The sequence below is a fragment of the Kosakonia pseudosacchari genome (assembly GCF_900184035.1).
Classification (GTDB): Bacteria; Pseudomonadota; Gammaproteobacteria; order Enterobacterales; family Enterobacteriaceae; genus Kosakonia; species Kosakonia pseudosacchari.
In genome coordinates this window covers 132,396-151,549 of the sequence record NZ_FXWP01000019.1, presented here as the reverse complement: position 1 = coordinate 151,549, position 19,154 = coordinate 132,396, and the positions used below count along the sequence as shown (strand labels likewise).

Genomic DNA, 19,154 nt, shown 5'->3' with positions numbered 1-19,154 from the left:
ATGTGTACAATTAAGTCGTATGGCGCGCAAATTTTTACGCAGTTTTCAGAACTTACGGGTTCTAAGTACAAAACAAGCATATAAGGAAAAGATAGAATGGCTAAGGGGCAATCTTTACAAGATCCGTTCCTGAACGCACTGCGTCGGGAACGTGTTCCAGTTTCAATTTATTTGGTGAATGGTATTAAGCTGCAAGGGCAAATTGAGTCTTTCGATCAGTTCGTGATCCTGTTGAAAAACACGGTCAGTCAGATGGTCTATAAGCACGCGATTTCAACTGTTGTTCCATCTCGTCCGGTTTCTCATCACAGCAACAATGCCGGCGGCGGTACCAGCAGTAACTACCATCACGGTAGCAACGCGCAGGGCTCTGCACAGCAGGAAGGCGAAGAGACCGAATAAGGTTGACGGCTGATTTTCCAGATCGGGGAGCCAGTAAAGCTGTGTTCCCCGCTGGTATTTTATGAGGGTTTACGCTTGTTTGACCGTTATGACGCCGGTGAGCAGGCGGTACTGGTACACATCTATTTTTCGCAAGACAAAGATATGGAAGACCTCCAGGAGTTTGAATCTCTGGTCTCTTCCGCCGGTGTCGAAGCAATGCAGGTGATTACCGGTAGCCGTAAAGCACCGCATCCAAAATATTTTGTTGGTGAAGGTAAAGCAGTTGAAATTGCGGATGCCGTAAAATCTGCGGGCGCTTCTGTTGTGCTCTTTGATCATGCGCTAACCCCAGCCCAGGAACGTAACCTGGAGAGACTGTGCGAATGTCGTGTTATCGATCGCACCGGTCTGATATTAGATATTTTTGCCCAGCGTGCGCGTACGCATGAGGGGAAATTGCAAGTTGAGTTGGCGCAGTTGCGCCATCTGGCGACACGCCTTGTGCGTGGCTGGACCCACCTTGAACGACAAAAGGGCGGCATTGGTTTGCGCGGTCCGGGTGAAACCCAGCTCGAAACCGACCGTCGTTTGTTGCGTAATCGTATTACTCAGATCCTCTCGCGCCTCGAAAAGGTTGAAAAGCAGCGTGAACAGGGGCGTCGTTCCCGCACGAAAGCCGATATTCCAACGGTCTCGCTGGTGGGGTATACCAACGCCGGTAAATCCACGCTGTTTAACCAGATAACCCAGGCGCAGGTCTACGCGGCCGATCAGCTATTCGCCACCCTCGATCCGACCCTGCGTCGTATTGATGTCGCGGATGTCGGCGAAACGGTGCTGGCGGACACGGTAGGGTTTATTCGCCACTTGCCGCACGATTTGGTTGCCGCGTTTAAAGCAACCTTGCAGGAGACGCGCCAGGCGACGCTGTTGCTGCATGTGATTGACGCCGCCGATGTGCGAGTGCAGGAAAACATCGATGCAGTGAACACCGTGCTGGAAGAGATTGAGGCGCACGATATCCCGACACTGCTGGTGATGAACAAAATCGATATGCTGGACGATTTCGAACCGCGTATTGATCGGGATGAAGAGAACAAACCGATCCGTGTCTGGCTCTCCGCGCAGACAGGGGTTGGTGTACCACTGTTATTCCAGGCTTTGACTGAACGTCTTGCGGGTGAAGTGGCGCAGCACACGCTGCGATTACCGCCGCAGGAAGGGCGTCTGAGAAGTCGGTTTCACCAGCTTCAGGCAATAGAAAAAGAGTGGATGGAAGACGATGGCAGCGTAGGTATGCAGGTGCGTATGCCGATCGTCGACTGGCGTCGACTCTGTAAACAAGAACCGGCACTCGAAGAGTACGTCGTTTGACCGGCAGCCTGAAGATTTTTCCCCTTTGGGGGTGCCCGCCAAAGGCCGGGTATACACCGCAAATAAATATGGAGCACATACATGGCGTGGAATCAGCCCGGTAACAACGGACAAGACCGCGACCCGTGGGGAAGCAGCAAACCAGGCGGCAACTCTGAGGGAAATGGAAACAAAGGCGGTCGCGATCAGGGGCCACCTGATCTGGATGATATTTTCCGTAAACTGAGTAAAAAACTCGGTGGCCTGGGTGGTGGTAAAAGCACCGGCGGCGGTAATCCGGGTTCTTCTGGCCCTCGCGGTCAGGCGAGCGGGCGCATTGTGGGTATCGTTGCCGCAGCGGTCGTTATTATCTGGGCTGCAACCGGGTTCTACACCATCAAAGAAGCGGAACGTGGCGTTGTGACCCGTTTTGGCAAGTTTAGCCATTTGGTCGAACCGGGCCTGAACTGGAAACCGACCTTTATTGATGAAGTAACTCCAGTAAACGTGGAATCCGTTCGTGAACTGGCGGCATCTGGCGTGATGTTGACGTCTGATGAAAACGTCGTGCGCGTTGAAATGAACGTGCAGTACCGCATTACCGATCCTGAGCGCTATCTGTTTAGCGTTACCAGCGCCGACGACAGCCTGCGTCAGGCAACGGATAGCGCGCTGCGCGGCGTTATTGGCAAATACACCATGGATCGTATTCTGACCGAAGGTCGTACCGTTATTCGTAGCGATACCCAGCGCGAACTGGAAGAGACCATTCGCCCATATAACATGGGGATTACCCTGCTGGACGTTAACTTCCAGGCCGCTCGTCCGCCGGAAGAGGTGAAAGCCGCGTTTGATGATGCTATTGCCGCCCGTGAAAACGAGCAGCAGTACATCCGTGAAGCCGAAGCTTATACCAACGAAGTTCAGCCGCGTGCGAACGGTCAGGCGCAGCGTATCCTTGAAGAGGCGCGCGCGTACAAAACGCAAACCATCCTGGAAGCACAGGGTGAAGTGGCGCGCTTTGCTAAGATCCTGCCGGAATATAAAGCTGCGCCGGAAATTACCCGTGAGCGTCTGTATATCGAAACCATGGAAAAAGTGCTGAGCCATACCCGCAAAGTGCTGGTTAACGATAAAGGCGGCAACCTGATGGTGCTACCGCTGGATCAGATGCTAAAAGGTGGTAACGCCGCGCCTGCGGCAAAGAGTGACAACAGTGGCGCGAATAACTTGCTGCGTCTGCCGCCAGCGTCAAGCTCCAGTAGCAGCGCCAACAGCGCCCCCGCAACGTCTGCGGGAGATATCATGGACCAACGCCGCGTTAACGCGCAGCGTAACGACTACCAGCGTCAGGGGGAATAACGATGCGTAAGTCAGTTATCGCGATCATCATCATCGTGCTGGTAGTGCTCTACACCTCTATTTTTGTAGTGAAAGAAGGCGAGCGCGGTATCTCGCTGCGCTTTGGTAAAGTGCTGCGTGATGATGAAAACAAGCCGTTGGTTTATGCGCCGGGCCTGCATTTCAAACTGCCGTTTATTGAGTCGGTTAAGCTGCTTGATGCACGTATCCAGACCATGGATAACCAGGCAGATCGCTTTGTGACCAAAGAGAAAAAAGACCTGATCGTCGACTCTTACATCAAGTGGCGTATCAGCGATTTCAGCCGTTACTATCTGGCGACTGGCGGCGGCGACGTCTCCCAGGCGGAAGTACTGCTGAAACGTAAGTTCTCTGACCGTCTGCGTTCTGAAATCGGTCGTCTGGATGTGAAAGACATCGTTACCGATTCTCGCGGTCGTTTGACGCTCGAAGTGCGCGATGCGCTGAACTCTGGTTCTGCAGGCACTGAAGACGAAGTGTCGACGCCTGCTGCCGATGACGCCATCGCGAAAGCAGCTGAGCGTGTTCAGGCTGAAACCAACGGTAAAGTGCCGGTTATCAACCCGAACAGTATGGCGGCGTTAGGTATTGAAGTGGTTGATGTGCGTATTAAGCAGATTAACCTGCCGACTGAAGTGTCGGATGCGATCTACAACCGTATGCGCGCCGAGCGTGAAGCGGTTGCCCGTCGCCACCGTTCACAAGGTCAGGAAGAAGCGGAAAAACTGCGTGCTGCAGCGGATTATGAAGTGACCAAAACGCTGGCAGAATCGGAGCGTCAGGGACGTATCCTGCGTGGTGAGGGTGATGCTGAAGCGGCGAAACTGTTTGCTGATGCATTCAGCCAGGATCCGGACTTCTATGCTTTTATCCGTAGTCTGCGCGCCTATGAAAGCAGCTTCCAGAGCAACCAGGATGTGATGGTGCTTAGCCCGGATAGCGATTTCTTCCGTTATATGAAGACGCCGACTTCCGCGACTCGTTAAGTTAACCTGCGGTTTTCATCGTAAAAACCACCGCCTTTTCCGGCGGTGGTTTTGTGTTTATAAGGATCAGCAATGAATTCGACAATCTGGCTCGCTCTGGCGCTGGTTTTGGTACTGGAGGGGCTTGGGCCGATGCTTTATCCGCGTGCCTGGCGGCGTATGATTGCCTCTCTGAGCCTGTTGCCGGACCATCTTTTGCGTCGATTTGGCGGTGGGCTTGTGGTCGCGGGTGTGGTTATCTACTACATGTTGAGGAAAACGATTGGCTGAGGGAAATCAGGCGTTCTTTGGGCATTTTTGCACAGAAAAAGTGCTGAATCTGAAAAAAAGCGGTGGTAGAATCCATTTTTAAGCAAACGGTGATTTTGAAAAATGGGTAACAACGTCGTCGTACTGGGCACCCAATGGGGTGACGAAGGTAAAGGGAAGATTGTTGATCTTCTGACTGAACGGGCTAAATATGTTGTACGCTACCAGGGCGGTCACAACGCAGGCCATACTCTCGTAATCAACGGTGAAAAAACCGTCCTCCATCTTATTCCATCAGGCATTCTTCGCGAAAACGTCACCAGCATCATCGGTAACGGTGTTGTGCTGTCTCCTGCTGCGCTGATGAAAGAGATGAAAGAACTGGAAGACCGTGGTATCCCGGTTCGCGAACGTCTGCTGCTCTCTGAAGCATGTCCGTTAATCCTTGATTATCATGTAGCGCTGGATGTGGCGCGTGAAAAAGCGCGCGGCGCGAAAGCTATCGGTACTACCGGTCGTGGTATCGGCCCGGCGTACGAAGATAAAGTTGCTCGTCGCGGTCTGCGTGTTGGCGATCTGTTCGATAAAGCCACTTTCGCCGACAAACTGAAAGAAGTGATGGAATATCACAACTTTCAGCTGGTGAACTTCTACAAAGTGGAAGCGGTTGACTACCAGAAAGTGCTGGACGATGTGATGGCGATTGCAGACATTTTGACGGCAATGGTGGTGGACGTTTCCGATCTGCTGGATCAAGCGCGTAAACGCGGCGATTTCGTGATGTTCGAAGGCGCACAGGGCACGCTGCTGGATATCGATCACGGTACTTATCCGTATGTGACCTCCTCCAACACTACCGCTGGCGGTGTCGCGACAGGTTCCGGCCTGGGCCCGCGTTACGTGGATTACGTGCTCGGCATCATCAAAGCTTACTCCACGCGCGTAGGCGCGGGTCCGTTCCCGACCGAACTGTTCGACGACATCGGCGAGTTCCTTTGCAAGCAGGGTAACGAATATGGCGCCACGACTGGTCGCCGTCGTCGTACCGGCTGGCTGGACGCGGTTGCTGTACGCCGCGCAGTGCAGATCAACTCCCTGTCTGGCTTCTGCCTGACCAAGTTAGACGTGCTGGACGGCCTGAAAGAGGTGAAAATCTGCGTTGCTTACCGCATGCCGGATGGCCGTGAAGTCACCACCACGCCGCTGGCGGCTGACAACTGGGAAGGTATCGAGCCGATTTACGAAACCATGCCAGGCTGGTCTGAATCGACCTTTGGTGTAAAAGATCGCAGCGGTCTGCCGCAGGCGGCGCTGAATTACATCAAACGCATTGAAGAACTTACCGGCGTGCCGATCGACATCATCTCCACCGGTCCGGATCGTACTGAAACCATGATTCTGCGCGATCCGTTCGACGCATAATATGGTTTAAGGGCGCGTAAATCGCGCCCTTTTTCTTCGCTTATTTCACCCTTCCGTTCAAATAAATTAGCGACCTGACAGGTGGCTGGTTTATCATCAATAGTGTCAATACCTGCGGGTATCTCATTTTTTCCCCTTTTATGAGGTTGATGTGCAGTTAACAAGCTTTACCGATTACGGTTTGCGTGCCCTGATTTACATGGCGTCGCTGCCGGCAGGACAAATGACCAACATTACTGAAGTTACAGAAACGTATGGCGTGTCCCGTAATCATATGGTCAAGATAATCAATCAGCTGAGCCGTGAAGGCTACGTCGCGGCCGTCCGTGGGAAAAACGGTGGGATCCGGCTGGGGAAACCCGCGCAGGATATTCGTATTGGTGATGTTGTCCGCTCACTGGAGCCGCTGGCGCTGGTCAATTGCAGCAGCGAGTTTTGCCATATCACCAGTGCCTGTCGCCTGAAAAAGGCACTTGCCAAAGCTGTGCAAAGTTTTCTTAAGGAGCTGGATAACTACACGCTGGCCGATTTGGTTGAAGAGAATCAACCGCTTTACAAATTATTGCTGGTGGAATGACGAAAATCTCCACCAGAGCTGACAACGGAGGAACCGCAATGTCACAAGATCCTTTCCTCGAACGCGAATCTGAAAAATATACCAACCCCATTCCCAGCCGCGAATTCATCCTCGATCACTTAGCCAAACGCGAAAAACCAGCCAGCCGGGATGAACTGGCTATTGAACTCAATATCGAAGGTGAAGAGCAACAAGAAGCGCTGCGTCGACGTCTGCGCGCCATGGAACGAGACGGACAATTGGTCTTTACCCGCCGTCAGTGCTACGCCTTACCGGAACGTCTCGATCTGCTCAAAGGCGTGGTGATTGGTCATCGCGACGGCTATGGTTTTCTGCGCGTTGAAGGCCGCAAAGACGATCTTTATCTCTCCAGCGAGCAGATGAAAATGTGCATTCACGGCGATCAGGTGCTGGCGCAACCGCTGGGCGCCGATCGTAAAGGTCGTCGCGAAGCGCGCATCGTGCGCGTGCTGGTGCCGAAAACCGGACAGATCGTTGGCCGCTACTTTACTGACGCAGGCGTCGGTTTTGTCGTGCCGGATGATAGCCGCATGAGTTTCGACATCCTTATCCCGCCTGAAGAGGTTATGGGCGCGCGCATGGGCTTTGTCGTGGTCGTTGAGCTGACGCAGCGTCCAACTCGCCGCACAAAAGCAATTGGTAAAATCGTCGAAGTGCTTGGCGACAACATGGGTACCGGCATGGCCGTTGACATGGCGCTGCGCACCCATGAAATTCCTTACCAGTGGCCGCCGGAAGTGGAAAAACAGGTCGCCGGGCTGAAAGAGCAAGTGCCGGAAGAGGCCAAAGTCGGACGCGTGGATCTGCGCGACCTGCCGCTGGTCACCATTGATGGCGAAGATGCCCGTGACTTTGACGACGCGGTGTATTGCGAGAAGAAACGCGGCGGTGGCTGGCGCTTGTGGGTAGCGATTGCAGACGTAAGCTACTACGTACGTCACGGTACGGCGCTTGATAACGAAGCCCGTAATCGCGGGACCTCGGTCTACTTCCCGTCGCAAGTGGTGCCGATGCTGCCCGAAGTGTTGTCGAACGGTCTGTGCTCGCTGAACCCGCAAGTGGATCGTCTGTGCATGGTCTGTGAAATGACCGTCTCCTCAAAAGGGCGCTTAACCGGCTTTAAATTCTACGAAGCGGTGATGAGTTCCCACGCACGTCTGACGTACACCAAAGTGTGGCATATTCTGCAAGGCGATCAGGAACTGCGTGAGCAGTACGCGCCGCTGGTGAAACACATCGAAGAGCTGCATAACCTGTATAAAGTGCTCGATCAGGCGCGCGCTGAGCGCGGTGGCATTTCGTTTGAGAGTGAAGAAGCGAAGTTTATCTTCAACGCCGAGCGCCGCATTGAGCGCATTGAGCAGACTCAGCGTAACGATGCGCACAAGCTCATTGAAGAGTGCATGATCCTCGCCAACATCTCCGCCGCGCGTTTTGTGGAGAAAGCCGACGAGCCGGCGCTGTTCCGTATTCACGATAAGCCCACGACTGAGGCGATCACCGCGTTCCGCTCCGTGCTTGCTGAGCTGGGTCTGGAACTACCTGGTGGCAATAAACCGGAGCCGCGCGATTACGCCGAGTTGCTGGAATCGATTGCCGATCGCCCGGATCACGAAATGCTGCAAACCATGCTGCTGCGCTCGATGAAACAGGCGATTTACGATCCGGAAAACCGCGGCCACTTCGGCCTGGCGCTGCAATCTTATGCGCATTTTACGTCACCGATTCGTCGCTATCCCGATTTGTCGCTGCACCGCGCCATTAAATATTTACTGGCGAAAGAGCAGGGGCTGAAGGGCAACAGCACCGAAACGGGCGGCTGGCACTACAGCATGGAAGAGGTGCTGCAACTGGGCCAGCACTGTTCGATGACCGAACGCCGCGCCGATGAAGCCACTCGTGATGTTTCGGACTGGCTGAAATGCGACTTTATGCAGGATCAGGTCGGCAACACTTTCCCTGGCGTTATCGCCAGCGTCACCGGCTTTGGTTTCTTCGTGCGGCTCGACGATCTCTTTATCGACGGGCTGGTACATGTCTCCTCGCTGGATAACGATTACTACCGCTTTGACCAGATCGGTCAGCGGTTGATTGGTGAATCCGGCGGGCAAACGTATCGCCTCGGCGATCGGGTGCAGGTGAAAGTCGAAGCGGTCAATATGGATGAGCGCAAGATCGACTTCTCGCTGATCTCCAGTGAGCGCAGCCCGCGTAATGTGGGAAAAACCGAGCGTGAAAGAGCGAAAAAAGGTTCGGCAGGCAAAAACGGATCTGCGAAAAAGCCGCCGCGCCGCCAGATGGGCAAAAAAGTGAATTTCGAGCCAGACAGCGCCTTCCGGGGTGAAGGTGGAAAAGGCAAAGCGAAAAAAGCCAAAAAACCTTCGGCGAAAACGCAGAAAATCGCCGCCGCGACCAAAGCGAAACGCGCGGCGAAAAAGAAAACCGCTCAGTAATATTGCGAAGCCCTTCCTTGTGAAGGGCTTTTTTCTGTCTACGTTATTTCAGTACGACCGTAGTGATCGTTATTCTTTGCGACCTGCGAGTAAATTCCCCTTCTTCATTCATACCATGTCATTCGCAGATTGGGCGCTTCGCTAACGGCCTGGTTTTATCAGACGCGATGAGAGCGCAATGTGAACTCTCCTCTTCATCAGCAGGCAAAGTAGCCCCTGACCTGCGGAGGTACTTTCTGCCGCGCGGGTCGGTTATACTGAGCGCCAGTGACGAGTATCACAGCCCATATAACGCGGCGAAACCGCCCCAAATGAGTACCATCAATGAGTGAAATGATTTACGGCATCCACGCGGTGCAGGCCCTGCTGGAGCGCGCCCCGGAGCGTTTTCAGGAAGTGTTTATTCTGAAAGGCCGCGAGGACAAACGTCTGCTGCCGCTGATCCACGCGCTGGAAGCACAAGGCGTGGTGATCCAGGTGGCGAACCGCCAGTATCTGGATGAAAAAAGCGAAGGCGCGGTGCATCAGGGGATCATTGCACGCGTGAAACCAGGGCGTCAGTACCAGGAAAACGATCTGCCGGATCTGATCGCCAGCCTCGAACAGCCCTTCTTTTTGATCCTGGATGGTGTCACCGATCCGCACAACCTGGGCGCTTGTTTACGTAGCGCAGACGCGGCGGGCGTGCATGCGGTGATCGTACCGAAGGACAAATCCGCGCAGCTGAATGCCACGGCGAAAAAAGTCGCCTGCGGCGCGGCAGAGAGCGTACCGTTGATCCGCGTGACTAACCTTGCGCGCACCATGCGTCTATTGCAGGAAGAGAATATCTGGATTGTCGGTACGGCGGGCGAAGCGGATCACACCCTGTTCCAGAGCAAAATGACCGGGCGCATGGCGCTGGTAATGGGTGCGGAAGGTGAAGGTATGCGCCGCCTGACGCGTGAGCACTGTGATGAGCTGATCAGCATCCCGATGGCGGGCAGCGTGTCGTCGCTCAACGTCTCGGTCGCCACCGGTATCTGCCTGTTTGAGGCGGTGCGCCAGCGCGCGCTTTAAACTTCCAGCGCACGGTAAAACCACCCTTATTCGGGTGGTTTTTTTGCTCTGAACACTGGTAGAATTTGCCGGCAGATATTTTCTCTTTTTACTTTTATTGCGATGGAATAAGCAGGGTATAAATGATGGCATGGACTGTAGAGACACTTAGCGCGGCATTATTGCAATCATCGACGCTTAATTTAAATATCCGACATGAAGCCGATGCGTTAATTATTAAACTGGATGACTACGGCGATTTACAATTAAATCTGTTACTGACTTCCCGGCAGATAATTATTGAAACCTATATTTTTCCTTTAAGTGAAATTAAACAACAGGACGCTTTTAACGCCTTCCTGCTGCGCAATCAAAAACTTTTACCGTTATCTTCTGTTGGCATCTCGCCTGTCGGTGGGGAAGAGTATTATGTCGCCTTCGGCGCGCTGTCGCTGAACTCCTCGCTTGACGATATCCTGCTGGAAATCTCCACACTTGCGCAAAACGCGCTGGATCTTGCTGAATTAACCGGTGATTTTACCCAATAACATTATCAGGGAGTGGTGGTATGGGAATTTTAAAAAGCCTGTTTACGCTGGGTAAATCTTTTATTGCTCAGGCAGAAGAGTCGATTGAAGAGACCCAGGGTGTGCGTATGCTGGAGCAGCATATCCGCGACGCGCGCGCTGAACTGGATAAAGCGGGAAAATCCCGCGTCGACCTGCTGGCACGCGTTAAATTGAGCAATGATAAACTGGCCGATTTGCGCGAACGTAAAGAGAGCCTTGAAGCCCGCGCGCTGGAAGCGATGGCGAAAAATGTGGACGCCGGTTTGCTCAATGAAGTCGCCAGCGAAATTGCCCGTCTGGAAAATACCATTGCGGCGGAAGAGCAGGTGCTGGCAAACCTTGAAACGTCGCGCGATGCCGTTGAAAAAGCGGTGACCGCCACGGCTCAGCGTATTGAGCAGTTTGAGCAGCAACTGGAAGTGATCAAAGCCACCGAGGCGATGCAGCGCGCGCAACAGGCTGTTACCACTTCTACCGTGGGCGCGTCCAACAATGTGGCGACGGCGGCGGAGTCCCTGAAACGTCTGCAGGCGCGCCAGGCTGAACGCCAGGCCCGACTGGACGCGGCAACGCAGCTTGAGAAAGTGGCGGACGGGCGCGATCTCGACGAAAAACTGGCGCAGGCCGGTATTGGCGGCAGCGATAAAACCTCGGCGCAGGATGTGCTGGCGCGTCTGCAACAGCAACAAAAACCGTGATGCTCTCTTTTCTGAAAAACCTGCTGGGGCGGCCTGATGCGGCCGCCCCGGTAAGAGGTCCACTTGGGTTGCATCTGCACGCGGGTTTCACCATAGATACGCTGCTGTTTCGCCTGTGCGAAGACGATTTGCTGGTTCAGCTTCCCGGCGAAGAGTACACCATTGGCGCGTGCGGTTCGTTCGATCTCGGTGCCGGATGCATGATTCATCGCTACTACATCACGGGCGATGAGTTCCTGCAAATCAGCACCTCGGGCGGCCTGGAAACGCACAACATCGATGACATCAAACTGTTTGTGTATGAAGAGAGCGCGGGGGTTTCCGGCGAAAAAGCCTGGCGCGACATGTTGAGCGCAAAAGCGATGGGTAAGCCCGCGTTACGCTGGCGCGATTGCCAGTGGCAGCGCGTGTTTAACGCGGAAGAGCGGGGCGATATCGAACCGGTCTACACGCTGGAAACCGTCAACAACCACGCTGGCGCAAGCTGGGAAGTGCACAACTTTATGATGGCGTACCAGCGTGAGGTCACCACCGATGTGTTCGAATATTTGCTGTTAAACGGCGAAGAAACCTTTAATGCGCAAAACCAGCCGGAGTGGATCTACTCGCGCGCGCTGGGCGTGGATATTCCGCTGACATCATTAAAGGTCATTGGTTAATTATGGGAGTAGACATGCATATTCTGGGATCGCTGCTGGCGTTTTGCTCTTATTTCTTTATTGGCATTGCGATGGTGCTCTGTTTTCTTTTCGTTTATACGCGCATTACCCCGCATGATGAATGGCGGTTAATTAAAGAGAATAATGTCGCCGCATCGTTAGCATTTAGTGGTTCGCTGCTGGGCTATATTATTCCGCTCTCCAGCGCGGCGATTAACTCGGTAAGCATTCCGGATTATTTAATCTGGGGCATTATTGCACTGGTTGTGCAGTTACTTGTTTACGGCGGCGTGCGTCTCTATATGCCGAAACTGAGTGACAAGATAATTAACAGCAATACTGCCGCCGGGATATTTATGGGTGCGGCGGCCCTGGCGGGCGGGATTTTTAATGCCGCCTGCATGACGTGGTAATGGAAAATCATGGCCAGAAAGCGATCAAATCGGCAAAGAAATCCTATTCTTTCGCCTGCGCAGAACCGTGCCCAGCGGCCCATTTTCTCCCAGCCGAAAGAGCGTAAAAGCGGGCAATACCTGACGCTGGCGATTATGGGCGGTGCGGCCTTTTTTGCGTTAAAAGGCTGTAACGATCATAAAGACGATAACGACGGTGACGGGGTTTATTACACCTCGCAGCAAGATTGCGTTGACGACGGCAACACCGCGCAGGTGTGCAACGATGCGTGGAATAACGCGCGCATGAACTTTGAGCAAGAGATCCCGCGCAATATGTCGCAGCCGTACTGCGTGCAGCAATACGATAATTGCTATTACGACAATATTGGCCAGCGCTGGATGCCGGTGCTCAGCGGTTTTCTGCTCAGCAAAGCCTTGCGTAAAGACCGGGATGAGCAATACAGCTACAGCAGCGGCGGCAGTTCCTACGCCTCCCGCCCGGTGTGGCGCAACCGTGACGGCGATTACAGCTGGCGTTCCGGTGGAAGCAGCAGCGCGAGTAGCCATTACGGTTATACCACCAAAAAAGCGACGACTTCATCACGTGGCGGTTTCGGGCGCTCTTCCAGCGCGCGCGGAAGCTGGGGAGGCTAATGATGCTGCGTCATGATGTTGCTGTGCGTCCGGATCTTGAGCGGATCGCCCGCGACCACGGTTTCGACTTCCATATCATTGATAACGAGGTTTACTGGGATGAGAGTCGGGCCTACCGTTTTACGCTACGCCAGATTGAAGAGCAGATCGAAAAGCCGACCGCCGAACTGCATCAAATGTGCCTTGAGGTCGTGGATCGCGCCGTGAAGGACGAGGCGATCCTGCGTCAACTGGCGATCCCGCCGCTGTACTGGGACGCGATTGCCGAAAGCTGGCGCAACCGCGATCCATCGCTCTACGGGCGGATGGATTTTGTCTGGTGCGGCAAAGACCCGGTGAAATTACTCGAATACAACGCCGATACGCCGACCTCGCTGTACGAATCGGCCTATTTCCAGTGGCTGTGGATGGAGGATGCGCGGCGTAACGGTACACTCCCGCGCGACGCCGATCAGTACAACGCCATTCAGGACAAGTTGATTGCCCGTTTCGCCGAGATCCAGAGCCATCACCCGCTCTACTTTTGCTGCTGTAAAGGAACCGAGGAAGATCGCGGCACGGTGCTCTACCTTGAAGATTGCGCCCGTCAGGCCGGACTCGATACGCGGTTTATTTATATCGAAGATGTTGGACTGGGGCTGGGCGGCGTATTGACGGATCTGGATGATAACGTTATTCGCCAGGCGTTTAAGCTCTATCCGCTTGAATGGATGATGCGCGACGAAAACGGCCCATTGTTGTGTAAACGCCGCGAACAGTGGCTGGAGCCGTTGTGGAAAAGCGTGCTCAGCAATAAGGGATTATTGCCGCTGCTGTGGCGTTACTTTCCCCATCATCCGAACCTGCTGCCCGCCTGGTTTGACGGGGAAAAACCGCAAATCGCGGCGGGTGGCAGCTACGTGCGCAAGCCGCTGTTTTCCCGCGAAGGCGGCAATGTCACCCTTTTCGACGGTGCGCACAACGTGATTGACCATGAAGAGGGCGACTACGGTGAAGAACCGATGATCTACCAGGCTTTTCAGCCGCTGCCGCGCTTTGGCGATAGCTACACGCTGATTGGTAGTTGGGTGGTGGATGATGAAGCGGTCGGCATGGGGATTCGTGAAGATAGCACCTTGATTACCAAAGATACCTCGCGGTTTGTGCCGCATTACATCGCCGGGTAATTTACCGCCCGGCAAGCGCAACGTTGCCGGGCTGCTCAAACGTTACTCCTCAAGCGAGCGCAAATGGTCATCTTTTTTGAGCGTCATCAGCGCCACAATGCTGACCAGCGCCGTTGCCATCACGTAATAGGCCGGGATATCGACATTTCCTGTCTCTTTGATAAGCCCGGTGATGATTAACCCCGCACAGCCGGAGAACAGCGCGTTCGACAGCGAATACGCCAGACCCAGCCCGGTATAACGCACGCGGGTTGGAAACATCTCCGCCAGCATCGCCGGGCCAGGGCCTGCCAGCATACCGACCAGACCGCCCGCTACCAGCACCACCACGGCTTTTATCGCCAGCGTGCTTGTTTCCGCCTGCAGGATTTTCAGCAGTGGCAACGCGAGGATCAATAACAGCGCGGTGGCCATTACCATCACTGTGCGGCGCCCGATACGATCGCTCAGGATACCGGAGGGAATGATCGTCAACGCAAAGCCAATATTGGATATCACCGCAATCAGTAGCGCCTGATTAAAGCCAGTATGCAGCGCCGACTGTAAATACGCAGGCATGATCACAAGGTAGGTATAACCGGCGGCAGACCACACCATCACCCGGCCGATCCCCATGATGATGGCTTTGAACGTGTCGCTTAGCCGGGCACGTTCGGCAACGGGGTGCGCCTGCTGTTGCACAAAACTTGGCGTCTCCTCCATGCTCACCCGCAACCACAGCGCGACAACGCCCATCGGCAGCGCAAGGAAGAAGGGGATGCGCCAGCCCCAGTCGTGCAATGCTTCTGGCGTCAGCAACACGGAAAGCAGCGCCACAATACCGGCTCCCGCCAGCAGTCCCAGCGCTACGGTAAAAGATTGCCATGCGCCATACAGCCCGCGTTTGCCGCGCGGCGCGAACTCCGTCATCAGCGATACCGCGCCACCGTATTCCCCCCCGGCAAACAGCCCCTGCAAAATGCGCAAACCGGTGATGATGAGCGGTGCGGCGATACCAATACTGGCATACACCGGAACAAGACCAATTGCGAATGTCGCGAGCGTCATCATCACCAGCACGATAATCAGTGTCGGCTTGCGGCCAATCCGGTCACCGATACGCCCGAACACCATAGCCCCCAGCGGGCGAAAGAAAAAGGCGACGGCAAAAGAGGCGTAAGTCAGGATCAGGCTGGTGAGCCCGGTTTCGCCCGAGAGTTGAAAGAAGTTTTTCGCAATCACGGTGGCAAGAAAGCCGTAGACCGCGAATTCGTACCACTCGATAAAGTTGCCGATCGAGCCGGCAATTAACGCACGCTTGTGCGCATTCGATGCGTGTCGGGAAGCTGGCATTGGGATTCTCTATGGCAAGGTGAGAATAAATTATTCATCAGTAATCTCATTCATGAAATATATTATTCTTATATTGTGTGAGCCGTTTCACGAATGATTGCCGTCAAATTGCGGCCTTGTGAGCCTACTCCCATGCAGCGTTAGCGCGGGCTGTCCATACTTATCTTCATTGCCATTGAAGGAGGGAGACACGATGCACTGGCAGACGCATACCGTTTTTAACCAACCCATTCCGTTAAAAAACAGCAACCTTTTTCTTTCTGATCGCCCTTTGTGCGAGGCAGTGATGCGCGAAGGCGCGGCGTGGGACGCCGAGTTGCTCGCCAGCCTTGGGCAACAATTGGGCGCGGCGGAATCACTGGAGCTGGGAAGATTAGCCAACGCCAATCCCCCGGAGCTGCTGCGTTATGACACCACTGGCGAGCGGCTGGATGATGTCCGTTTTCACCCGGCGTGGCATCTGTTGATGCAGGGGCTGTGCGCCAACCGGGTGCATAACCTGGCCTGGGAGGAGGAGGCGCGTGTCGGTGCTTTTGTTGCGCGGGCGGCGCGGTTTGTGCTGCACGCCCAGGTTGAATCCGGCACGTTGTGCCCCATCACCATGACCTTCGCCGCAACGCCGCTGCTGCAACAGGCATTGCCGATGCCTTTTCACGACTGGTTAAAACCGCTGTTGAGCGATCGTTACGATCCGCATTTAGCGCCAGGCAACCAGAAACGCGGCCTGTTGGTTGGGATGGGAATGACCGAAAAACAGGGTGGAACGGATGTACTGAGCAACACCACCCGGGCGGAAAAAAGCGGTGATGAATATCGGCTGGTGGGGCATAAATGGTTCTTTTCCGTACCGCAAAGTGACGCGCATTTGGTGCTGGCGCAGGCCAAAGGCGGGCTCTCCTGCTTCTTTGTACCGCGCTTTCTGCCTGACGGTCAGCGTAACGGTGTGCGGCTGGAACGCCTGAAAGACAAGCTCGGTAACCGCTCTAACGCCAGTAGCGAAGCGGAGTTTTGCGATGCCAGCGGCTGGCTGCTTGGCGAAGAGGGCGACGGTGTACGGCAGATCCTCAAAATGGGCGGGCTAACGCGCTTTGATTGCGCGCTGGGAAGTCATGGGCTGATGCGCCGCGCCTTTTCGGTGGCGCTGTATCACGCGCACCGGCGGCAGGCGTTTGGCAAAAACCTGGTTGATCAGCCGCTGATGCGCCACGTGCTGAGCCGGATGGCGCTGGAACTGGAGGGGCAAACCGCCATGCTTTTTCGCCTCGCCCGTGCATGGGACAGCCGCCGCAATGAGCAAGAGGTGCTTTTTGCGCGCCTGTTTACTCCGGTGGCGAAATTTGCGGTCTGTAAGGGCGGCATCCCGTTTGTCGCCGAAGCGATGGAAGTGCTTGGCGGTATTGGCTATTGCGAAGAGAGCGAATTACCGCGCTTGTATCGCGAAATGCCGGTCAACAGCATCTGGGAAGGTTCCGGCAACGTCATGTGTCTGGATGTGCTGCGCGTGCTGGGTAAACAGCCGGGGATAGTGGATGTGCTCAGTGATGATTTTGCTGCGGTGAAAGGGCAGGATCGCCATTTTGATCGCGCATGGCGACAGCTTCAGCAGCGGCTACGCAGACCAGATGAAGCGCAAGGTAGGGAGATTACACAACTGCTTTGGCGGCTGGGGACGGGGGCGCAAATGCTGCGCCACGCATCGCCGCCGATGGCGCAGGCGTGGTGCCAGATGATGCTGGATACCCGTGGCACGTCGCTGATTAGCGAGCAGGTGCAAAATGACCTGCTGCTACGCGCCACGGGGGCAGCGAATTAATCCATCTTCAGGCGGAACAGGCTTACCAGCTCGCTCAGGTGTGCGCCTTTTTCCCGCAGCGTACGGGCGGTTTCCTCACTTTGCGAAACGCGCCCGGCGTTGACGTGCGTGGCATCACCGATGTGCGTCATTGCCAGATTAACCTGGTTGATCCCGGCTGATTGTTCGCGGGAGGCATGGTTGATTTCATGCACCAGTTGGTTGATTTGATCCATGTGGCTGATGATCGATTGCATGGCAACTCGCGTGGCTTCTGACTGGGAGTGGCCTTCGCCCACTTTTTTCAGCGTGTCGCCAATCAGCGCTTCAATCTCTTTCACCGCGTTGGCGCTGCGCGCAGCCAGGGCGCGTACTTCCTGGGCAACCACGGCAAAACCTTTACCGTGTTCGCCCGCGCGCGCAGCTTCCACCGCGGCGTTCAGCGCCAGGATATTGGTCTGGAACGCGATGGATTCAATCACATGGGTAATGTCGGCAATGCGCTGCGATGCCGCGCGAATGTCTTCCATTGTCGCCACGGAGTGATCGACGGTTTTCCCGCCTTTTTGCACCGCGTCGGTGGTTTCATTGACCAGGCTTTGCGTTTGTTCCATGTTGGCGGCGTTTTGCTGCACGGTGGCGGCAAGCTGTTCCATGCTGGCGGAGGTTTCCTCCACGCTGCTGGCTTGCTTGTTGATCTGCTCGCTGATCTCGCCGCTGTCGGCGGCCAGGGCGTTGGTGCCGAGGTTAATCTCGGCGGCGGATTCGCGCACCTGCAACACAATCTTGTGCAGCCCGTCGCCAATGCCGTTAATGGCTTCGATCAACTGACCGACTTCATCATGACGATCCACCACCAGAGTGGCGCGCAGATCGCCTGCCGAATACTGCTGAGCGAGTTCGATAACGTTACGCAGCGGGCGGCTGAGCCAGCGGCGAATGATGACGACAAACAGTGCGGCGAACAGCAGGGACACCACTACGCCAGCCAGCAGGAATTGGTTACGCATGGTGGTGACATCGCGCAGCAGCACGGCTTTGTCGACTTCGCCAACGACTGTCCAGTTCCAGCCGGGTAGCGCGGTGTAAGACATCAGCAATGTGCGGCCGTCCGCGCTCTGGCGCGCCAGCGTACCGCTGTTGCTTGTCAGCAAGGTTTGCAGATCTTTTTCATCCCACTGCGGGCGTTTGCCTTCGTCGGTATCGTGGAACAGATAGTTGCCGTAATTCTTGCCCTGGTTGCGATCAAGCACGAAGAAATGGCCGCTTTCACCCAGCTTACGACCGAGGATCTTATTGCGCATCACGTCCCATGAACGGGTGATATCCACGCCAACAAACAGAATGGCAATGGTATTGCCGCTGGCGTCTTTCACCGGCTGGTATTGGGTGATGTAGCGTTTGCCAAACAGCAGCGCCAGCCCGCGATAGACTTCACCTTTCATTACCGGCGCAAAAGCCGGGCTGGCTTTATCCAGCTTAGTGCCGATGGCACGATCGCCATTCTCTTTACGCAGTGATGTTGCAACGCGCACAAAGTCGTCACCGCTGCGCACGAATAGCGTCGCGATAGCGCCTGTACGGTTGAGGAAATCGTCCGGGATAGCATTGTTGTTATGCAGTTCACTATCGCCGCCTTTGAAGAGCGGCACATCGATACCGTTAATCTCGCGGCGCTGTTGTGGATCAACCGCGAGCGGCTGTGGCAGAAAACTGCTGAACAAGCGCGTGTAGCTCTCCACTTCATCACTGAGACTACTGTTGAACATTTCCACCATATCCACCACCCCGGTAGATTGGCTGTGCAGGTCTTCCATGGCCAGCGTTTCCAGCTGTTGGCTGGCTTTATTGCTCATCAGAAAAGTGAATAAGAGGAAAAGCGTTGCAACGCTTGCGCCAGTCAGGAGTGACAATTTTGCACCGAGGCCGGTGCGACGAAAAAAGGCGCTCATAATTTGTCCGTTGTTCTGTGTATGTGGCTCCTTCAACGGCACAATTGCGATAACATTTAGTTTGTCAATGT

The 19,154-nt window shown here is 54.9% G+C and carries 18 protein-coding genes; 16 read left to right on the top strand and 2 right to left on the bottom strand.

Features of this window, described 5'->3' with window-relative positions:
* Window positions 1–96 precede the first annotated feature (96 nt).
* From hfq to BN2591_RS16195, 15 genes are all read left to right on the top strand, one after another.
* Complete coding sequence (gene hfq, locus BN2591_RS16265) at window positions 97–402, top strand: RNA chaperone Hfq (RefSeq protein WP_017459171.1); 306 nt, start codon at window positions 97–99, stop codon at window positions 400–402.
* Window positions 403–477: 75 nt separating this feature from the next.
* The gene (gene hflX / locus BN2591_RS16260) at window positions 478–1,758 is read left to right on the top strand and encodes a ribosome rescue GTPase HflX (RefSeq protein WP_086872993.1); all 1,281 of its coding nucleotides are present in this window, start codon (window positions 478–480) and stop codon (window positions 1,756–1,758) included.
* Window positions 1,759–1,839: 81 nt separating this feature from the next.
* Window positions 1,840–3,099, top strand: a complete 1,260-nt coding sequence (hflK, locus tag BN2591_RS16255; RefSeq protein ID WP_086872992.1) for an FtsH protease activity modulator HflK — start codon at window positions 1,840–1,842, stop codon at window positions 3,097–3,099.
* Between the two features lie 2 nt (window positions 3,100–3,101).
* Entirely contained in the window at window positions 3,102–4,106 is a 1,005-nt protein-coding gene (gene hflC, locus BN2591_RS16250; RefSeq protein ID WP_020456232.1) for a protease modulator HflC, read from the top strand.
* Window positions 4,107–4,178: 72 nt separating this feature from the next.
* Window positions 4,179–4,376, top strand: a complete 198-nt coding sequence (locus BN2591_RS16245; protein WP_017459167.1) for a DUF2065 domain-containing protein — start codon at window positions 4,179–4,181, stop codon at window positions 4,374–4,376.
* Between the two features lie 102 nt (window positions 4,377–4,478).
* Entirely contained in the window at window positions 4,479–5,777 is a 1,299-nt protein-coding gene (purA, locus tag BN2591_RS16240) for an adenylosuccinate synthase (protein WP_017459166.1), read from the top strand.
* A gap of 151 nt (window positions 5,778–5,928) precedes the next feature.
* Window positions 5,929–6,354 carry a nitric oxide-sensing transcriptional repressor NsrR gene (gene nsrR / locus BN2591_RS16235; protein ID WP_017459165.1) on the top strand — a complete coding sequence of 142 codons (426 nt, stop codon included), beginning with the start codon at window positions 5,929–5,931 and terminating at the stop codon, window positions 6,352–6,354.
* A 38-nt stretch (window positions 6,355–6,392) separates the two neighbouring features.
* Window positions 6,393–8,828: a ribonuclease R gene (gene rnr / locus BN2591_RS16230; protein WP_086872991.1), complete on the top strand. Its 2,436-nt coding sequence runs from the start codon at window positions 6,393–6,395 to the stop codon at window positions 8,826–8,828.
* 324 nt (window positions 8,829–9,152) lie between these two features.
* Entirely contained in the window at window positions 9,153–9,887 is a 735-nt protein-coding gene (rlmB, locus tag BN2591_RS16225) for a 23S rRNA (guanosine(2251)-2'-O)-methyltransferase RlmB (RefSeq protein ID WP_045513728.1), read from the top strand.
* Window positions 9,888–10,012: 125 nt separating this feature from the next.
* Window positions 10,013–10,414, top strand: coding sequence for a YjfI family protein (locus BN2591_RS16220; protein ID WP_086873028.1), 402 nt, complete (start codon window positions 10,013–10,015; stop codon window positions 10,412–10,414).
* A 20-nt stretch (window positions 10,415–10,434) separates the two neighbouring features.
* A complete protein-coding gene (locus BN2591_RS16215; protein WP_086872990.1) occupies window positions 10,435–11,133 on the top strand; it encodes a PspA/IM30 family protein in 699 nt (232 codons plus the stop codon).
* Entirely contained in the window at window positions 11,133–11,792 is a 660-nt protein-coding gene (locus BN2591_RS16210) for a DUF2491 family protein (RefSeq protein WP_086872989.1), read from the top strand. The genes BN2591_RS16215 and BN2591_RS16210 overlap by 1 nt, the downstream gene beginning before the upstream one ends.
* A 14-nt stretch (window positions 11,793–11,806) precedes the next feature.
* Entirely contained in the window at window positions 11,807–12,205 is a 399-nt protein-coding gene (locus BN2591_RS16205; protein WP_086872988.1) for a DUF350 domain-containing protein, read from the top strand.
* A 9-nt stretch (window positions 12,206–12,214) separates the two neighbouring features.
* Window positions 12,215–12,841 carry a DUF1190 domain-containing protein gene (locus BN2591_RS16200; RefSeq protein ID WP_086872987.1) on the top strand — a complete coding sequence of 209 codons (627 nt, stop codon included), beginning with the start codon at window positions 12,215–12,217 and terminating at the stop codon, window positions 12,839–12,841.
* Window positions 12,842–12,843: 2 nt separating this feature from the next.
* On the top strand, window positions 12,844–14,007 hold the full coding sequence (locus BN2591_RS16195; protein WP_086873027.1) for a glutathionylspermidine synthase family protein: 1,164 nt from the start codon (window positions 12,844–12,846) through the stop codon (window positions 14,005–14,007).
* A gap of 42 nt (window positions 14,008–14,049) precedes the next feature.
* Here BN2591_RS16195 and BN2591_RS16190 read toward each other — a convergent pair whose 3' ends face one another.
* Window positions 14,050–15,339 carry an MFS transporter gene (locus BN2591_RS16190; RefSeq protein WP_086872986.1) on the bottom strand — a complete coding sequence of 430 codons (1,290 nt, stop codon included), beginning with the start codon at window positions 15,337–15,339 and terminating at the stop codon, window positions 14,050–14,052.
* A 193-nt stretch (window positions 15,340–15,532) separates the two neighbouring features.
* Between BN2591_RS16190 and BN2591_RS16185 the strand changes: the two genes are divergently transcribed.
* The gene (locus tag BN2591_RS16185) at window positions 15,533–17,152 is read left to right on the top strand and encodes an isovaleryl-CoA dehydrogenase (protein WP_086872985.1); all 1,620 of its coding nucleotides are present in this window, start codon (window positions 15,533–15,535) and stop codon (window positions 17,150–17,152) included.
* On the opposite strand, the gene BN2591_RS16180 is transcribed toward BN2591_RS16185, so the two are convergent.
* Complete coding sequence (locus BN2591_RS16180) at window positions 17,149–19,083, bottom strand: methyl-accepting chemotaxis protein (protein WP_086872984.1); 1,935 nt, start codon at window positions 19,081–19,083, stop codon at window positions 17,149–17,151. The genes BN2591_RS16185 and BN2591_RS16180 overlap by 4 nt on opposite strands.
* Between the last annotated feature and the right edge of the window lie 71 nt (window positions 19,084–19,154).

Excerpts from the sequence above, each read along its gene's own strand:
- hflC (WP_020456232.1), top strand. The coding sequence starts at position 3,102 with ATGCGTAAGTCAGTTATCGCGATCATCATCATCGTGCTGGTAGTGCTC.
- BN2591_RS16220 (WP_086873028.1), top strand. The coding sequence starts at position 10,013 with ATGGCATGGACTGTAGAGACACTTAGCGCGGCATTATTGCAATCATCG.
- BN2591_RS16195 (WP_086873027.1), top strand. The coding sequence starts at position 12,844 with ATGCTGCGTCATGATGTTGCTGTGCGTCCGGATCTTGAGCGGATCGCC.
- BN2591_RS16200 (WP_086872987.1), top strand. The coding sequence starts at position 12,215 with ATGGCCAGAAAGCGATCAAATCGGCAAAGAAATCCTATTCTTTCGCCT.
- hflK (WP_086872992.1), top strand. The coding sequence starts at position 1,840 with ATGGCGTGGAATCAGCCCGGTAACAACGGACAAGACCGCGACCCGTGG.
- hfq (WP_017459171.1), top strand. The coding sequence starts at position 97 with ATGGCTAAGGGGCAATCTTTACAAGATCCGTTCCTGAACGCACTGCGT.
- BN2591_RS16210 (WP_086872989.1), top strand. The coding sequence starts at position 11,133 with ATGCTCTCTTTTCTGAAAAACCTGCTGGGGCGGCCTGATGCGGCCGCC.
- BN2591_RS16180 (WP_086872984.1), bottom strand. The coding sequence starts at position 19,083 with ATGAGCGCCTTTTTTCGTCGCACCGGCCTCGGTGCAAAATTGTCACTC.
- rnr (WP_086872991.1), top strand. The coding sequence starts at position 6,393 with ATGTCACAAGATCCTTTCCTCGAACGCGAATCTGAAAAATATACCAAC.
- BN2591_RS16245 (WP_017459167.1), top strand. The coding sequence starts at position 4,179 with ATGAATTCGACAATCTGGCTCGCTCTGGCGCTGGTTTTGGTACTGGAG.
- rlmB (WP_045513728.1), top strand. The coding sequence starts at position 9,153 with ATGAGTGAAATGATTTACGGCATCCACGCGGTGCAGGCCCTGCTGGAG.
- BN2591_RS16215 (WP_086872990.1), top strand. The coding sequence starts at position 10,435 with ATGGGAATTTTAAAAAGCCTGTTTACGCTGGGTAAATCTTTTATTGCT.
- BN2591_RS16205 (WP_086872988.1), top strand. The coding sequence starts at position 11,807 with ATGCATATTCTGGGATCGCTGCTGGCGTTTTGCTCTTATTTCTTTATT.
- purA (WP_017459166.1), top strand. The coding sequence starts at position 4,479 with ATGGGTAACAACGTCGTCGTACTGGGCACCCAATGGGGTGACGAAGGT.
- BN2591_RS16185 (WP_086872985.1), top strand. The coding sequence starts at position 15,533 with ATGCACTGGCAGACGCATACCGTTTTTAACCAACCCATTCCGTTAAAA.
- BN2591_RS16190 (WP_086872986.1), bottom strand. The coding sequence starts at position 15,339 with ATGCCAGCTTCCCGACACGCATCGAATGCGCACAAGCGTGCGTTAATT.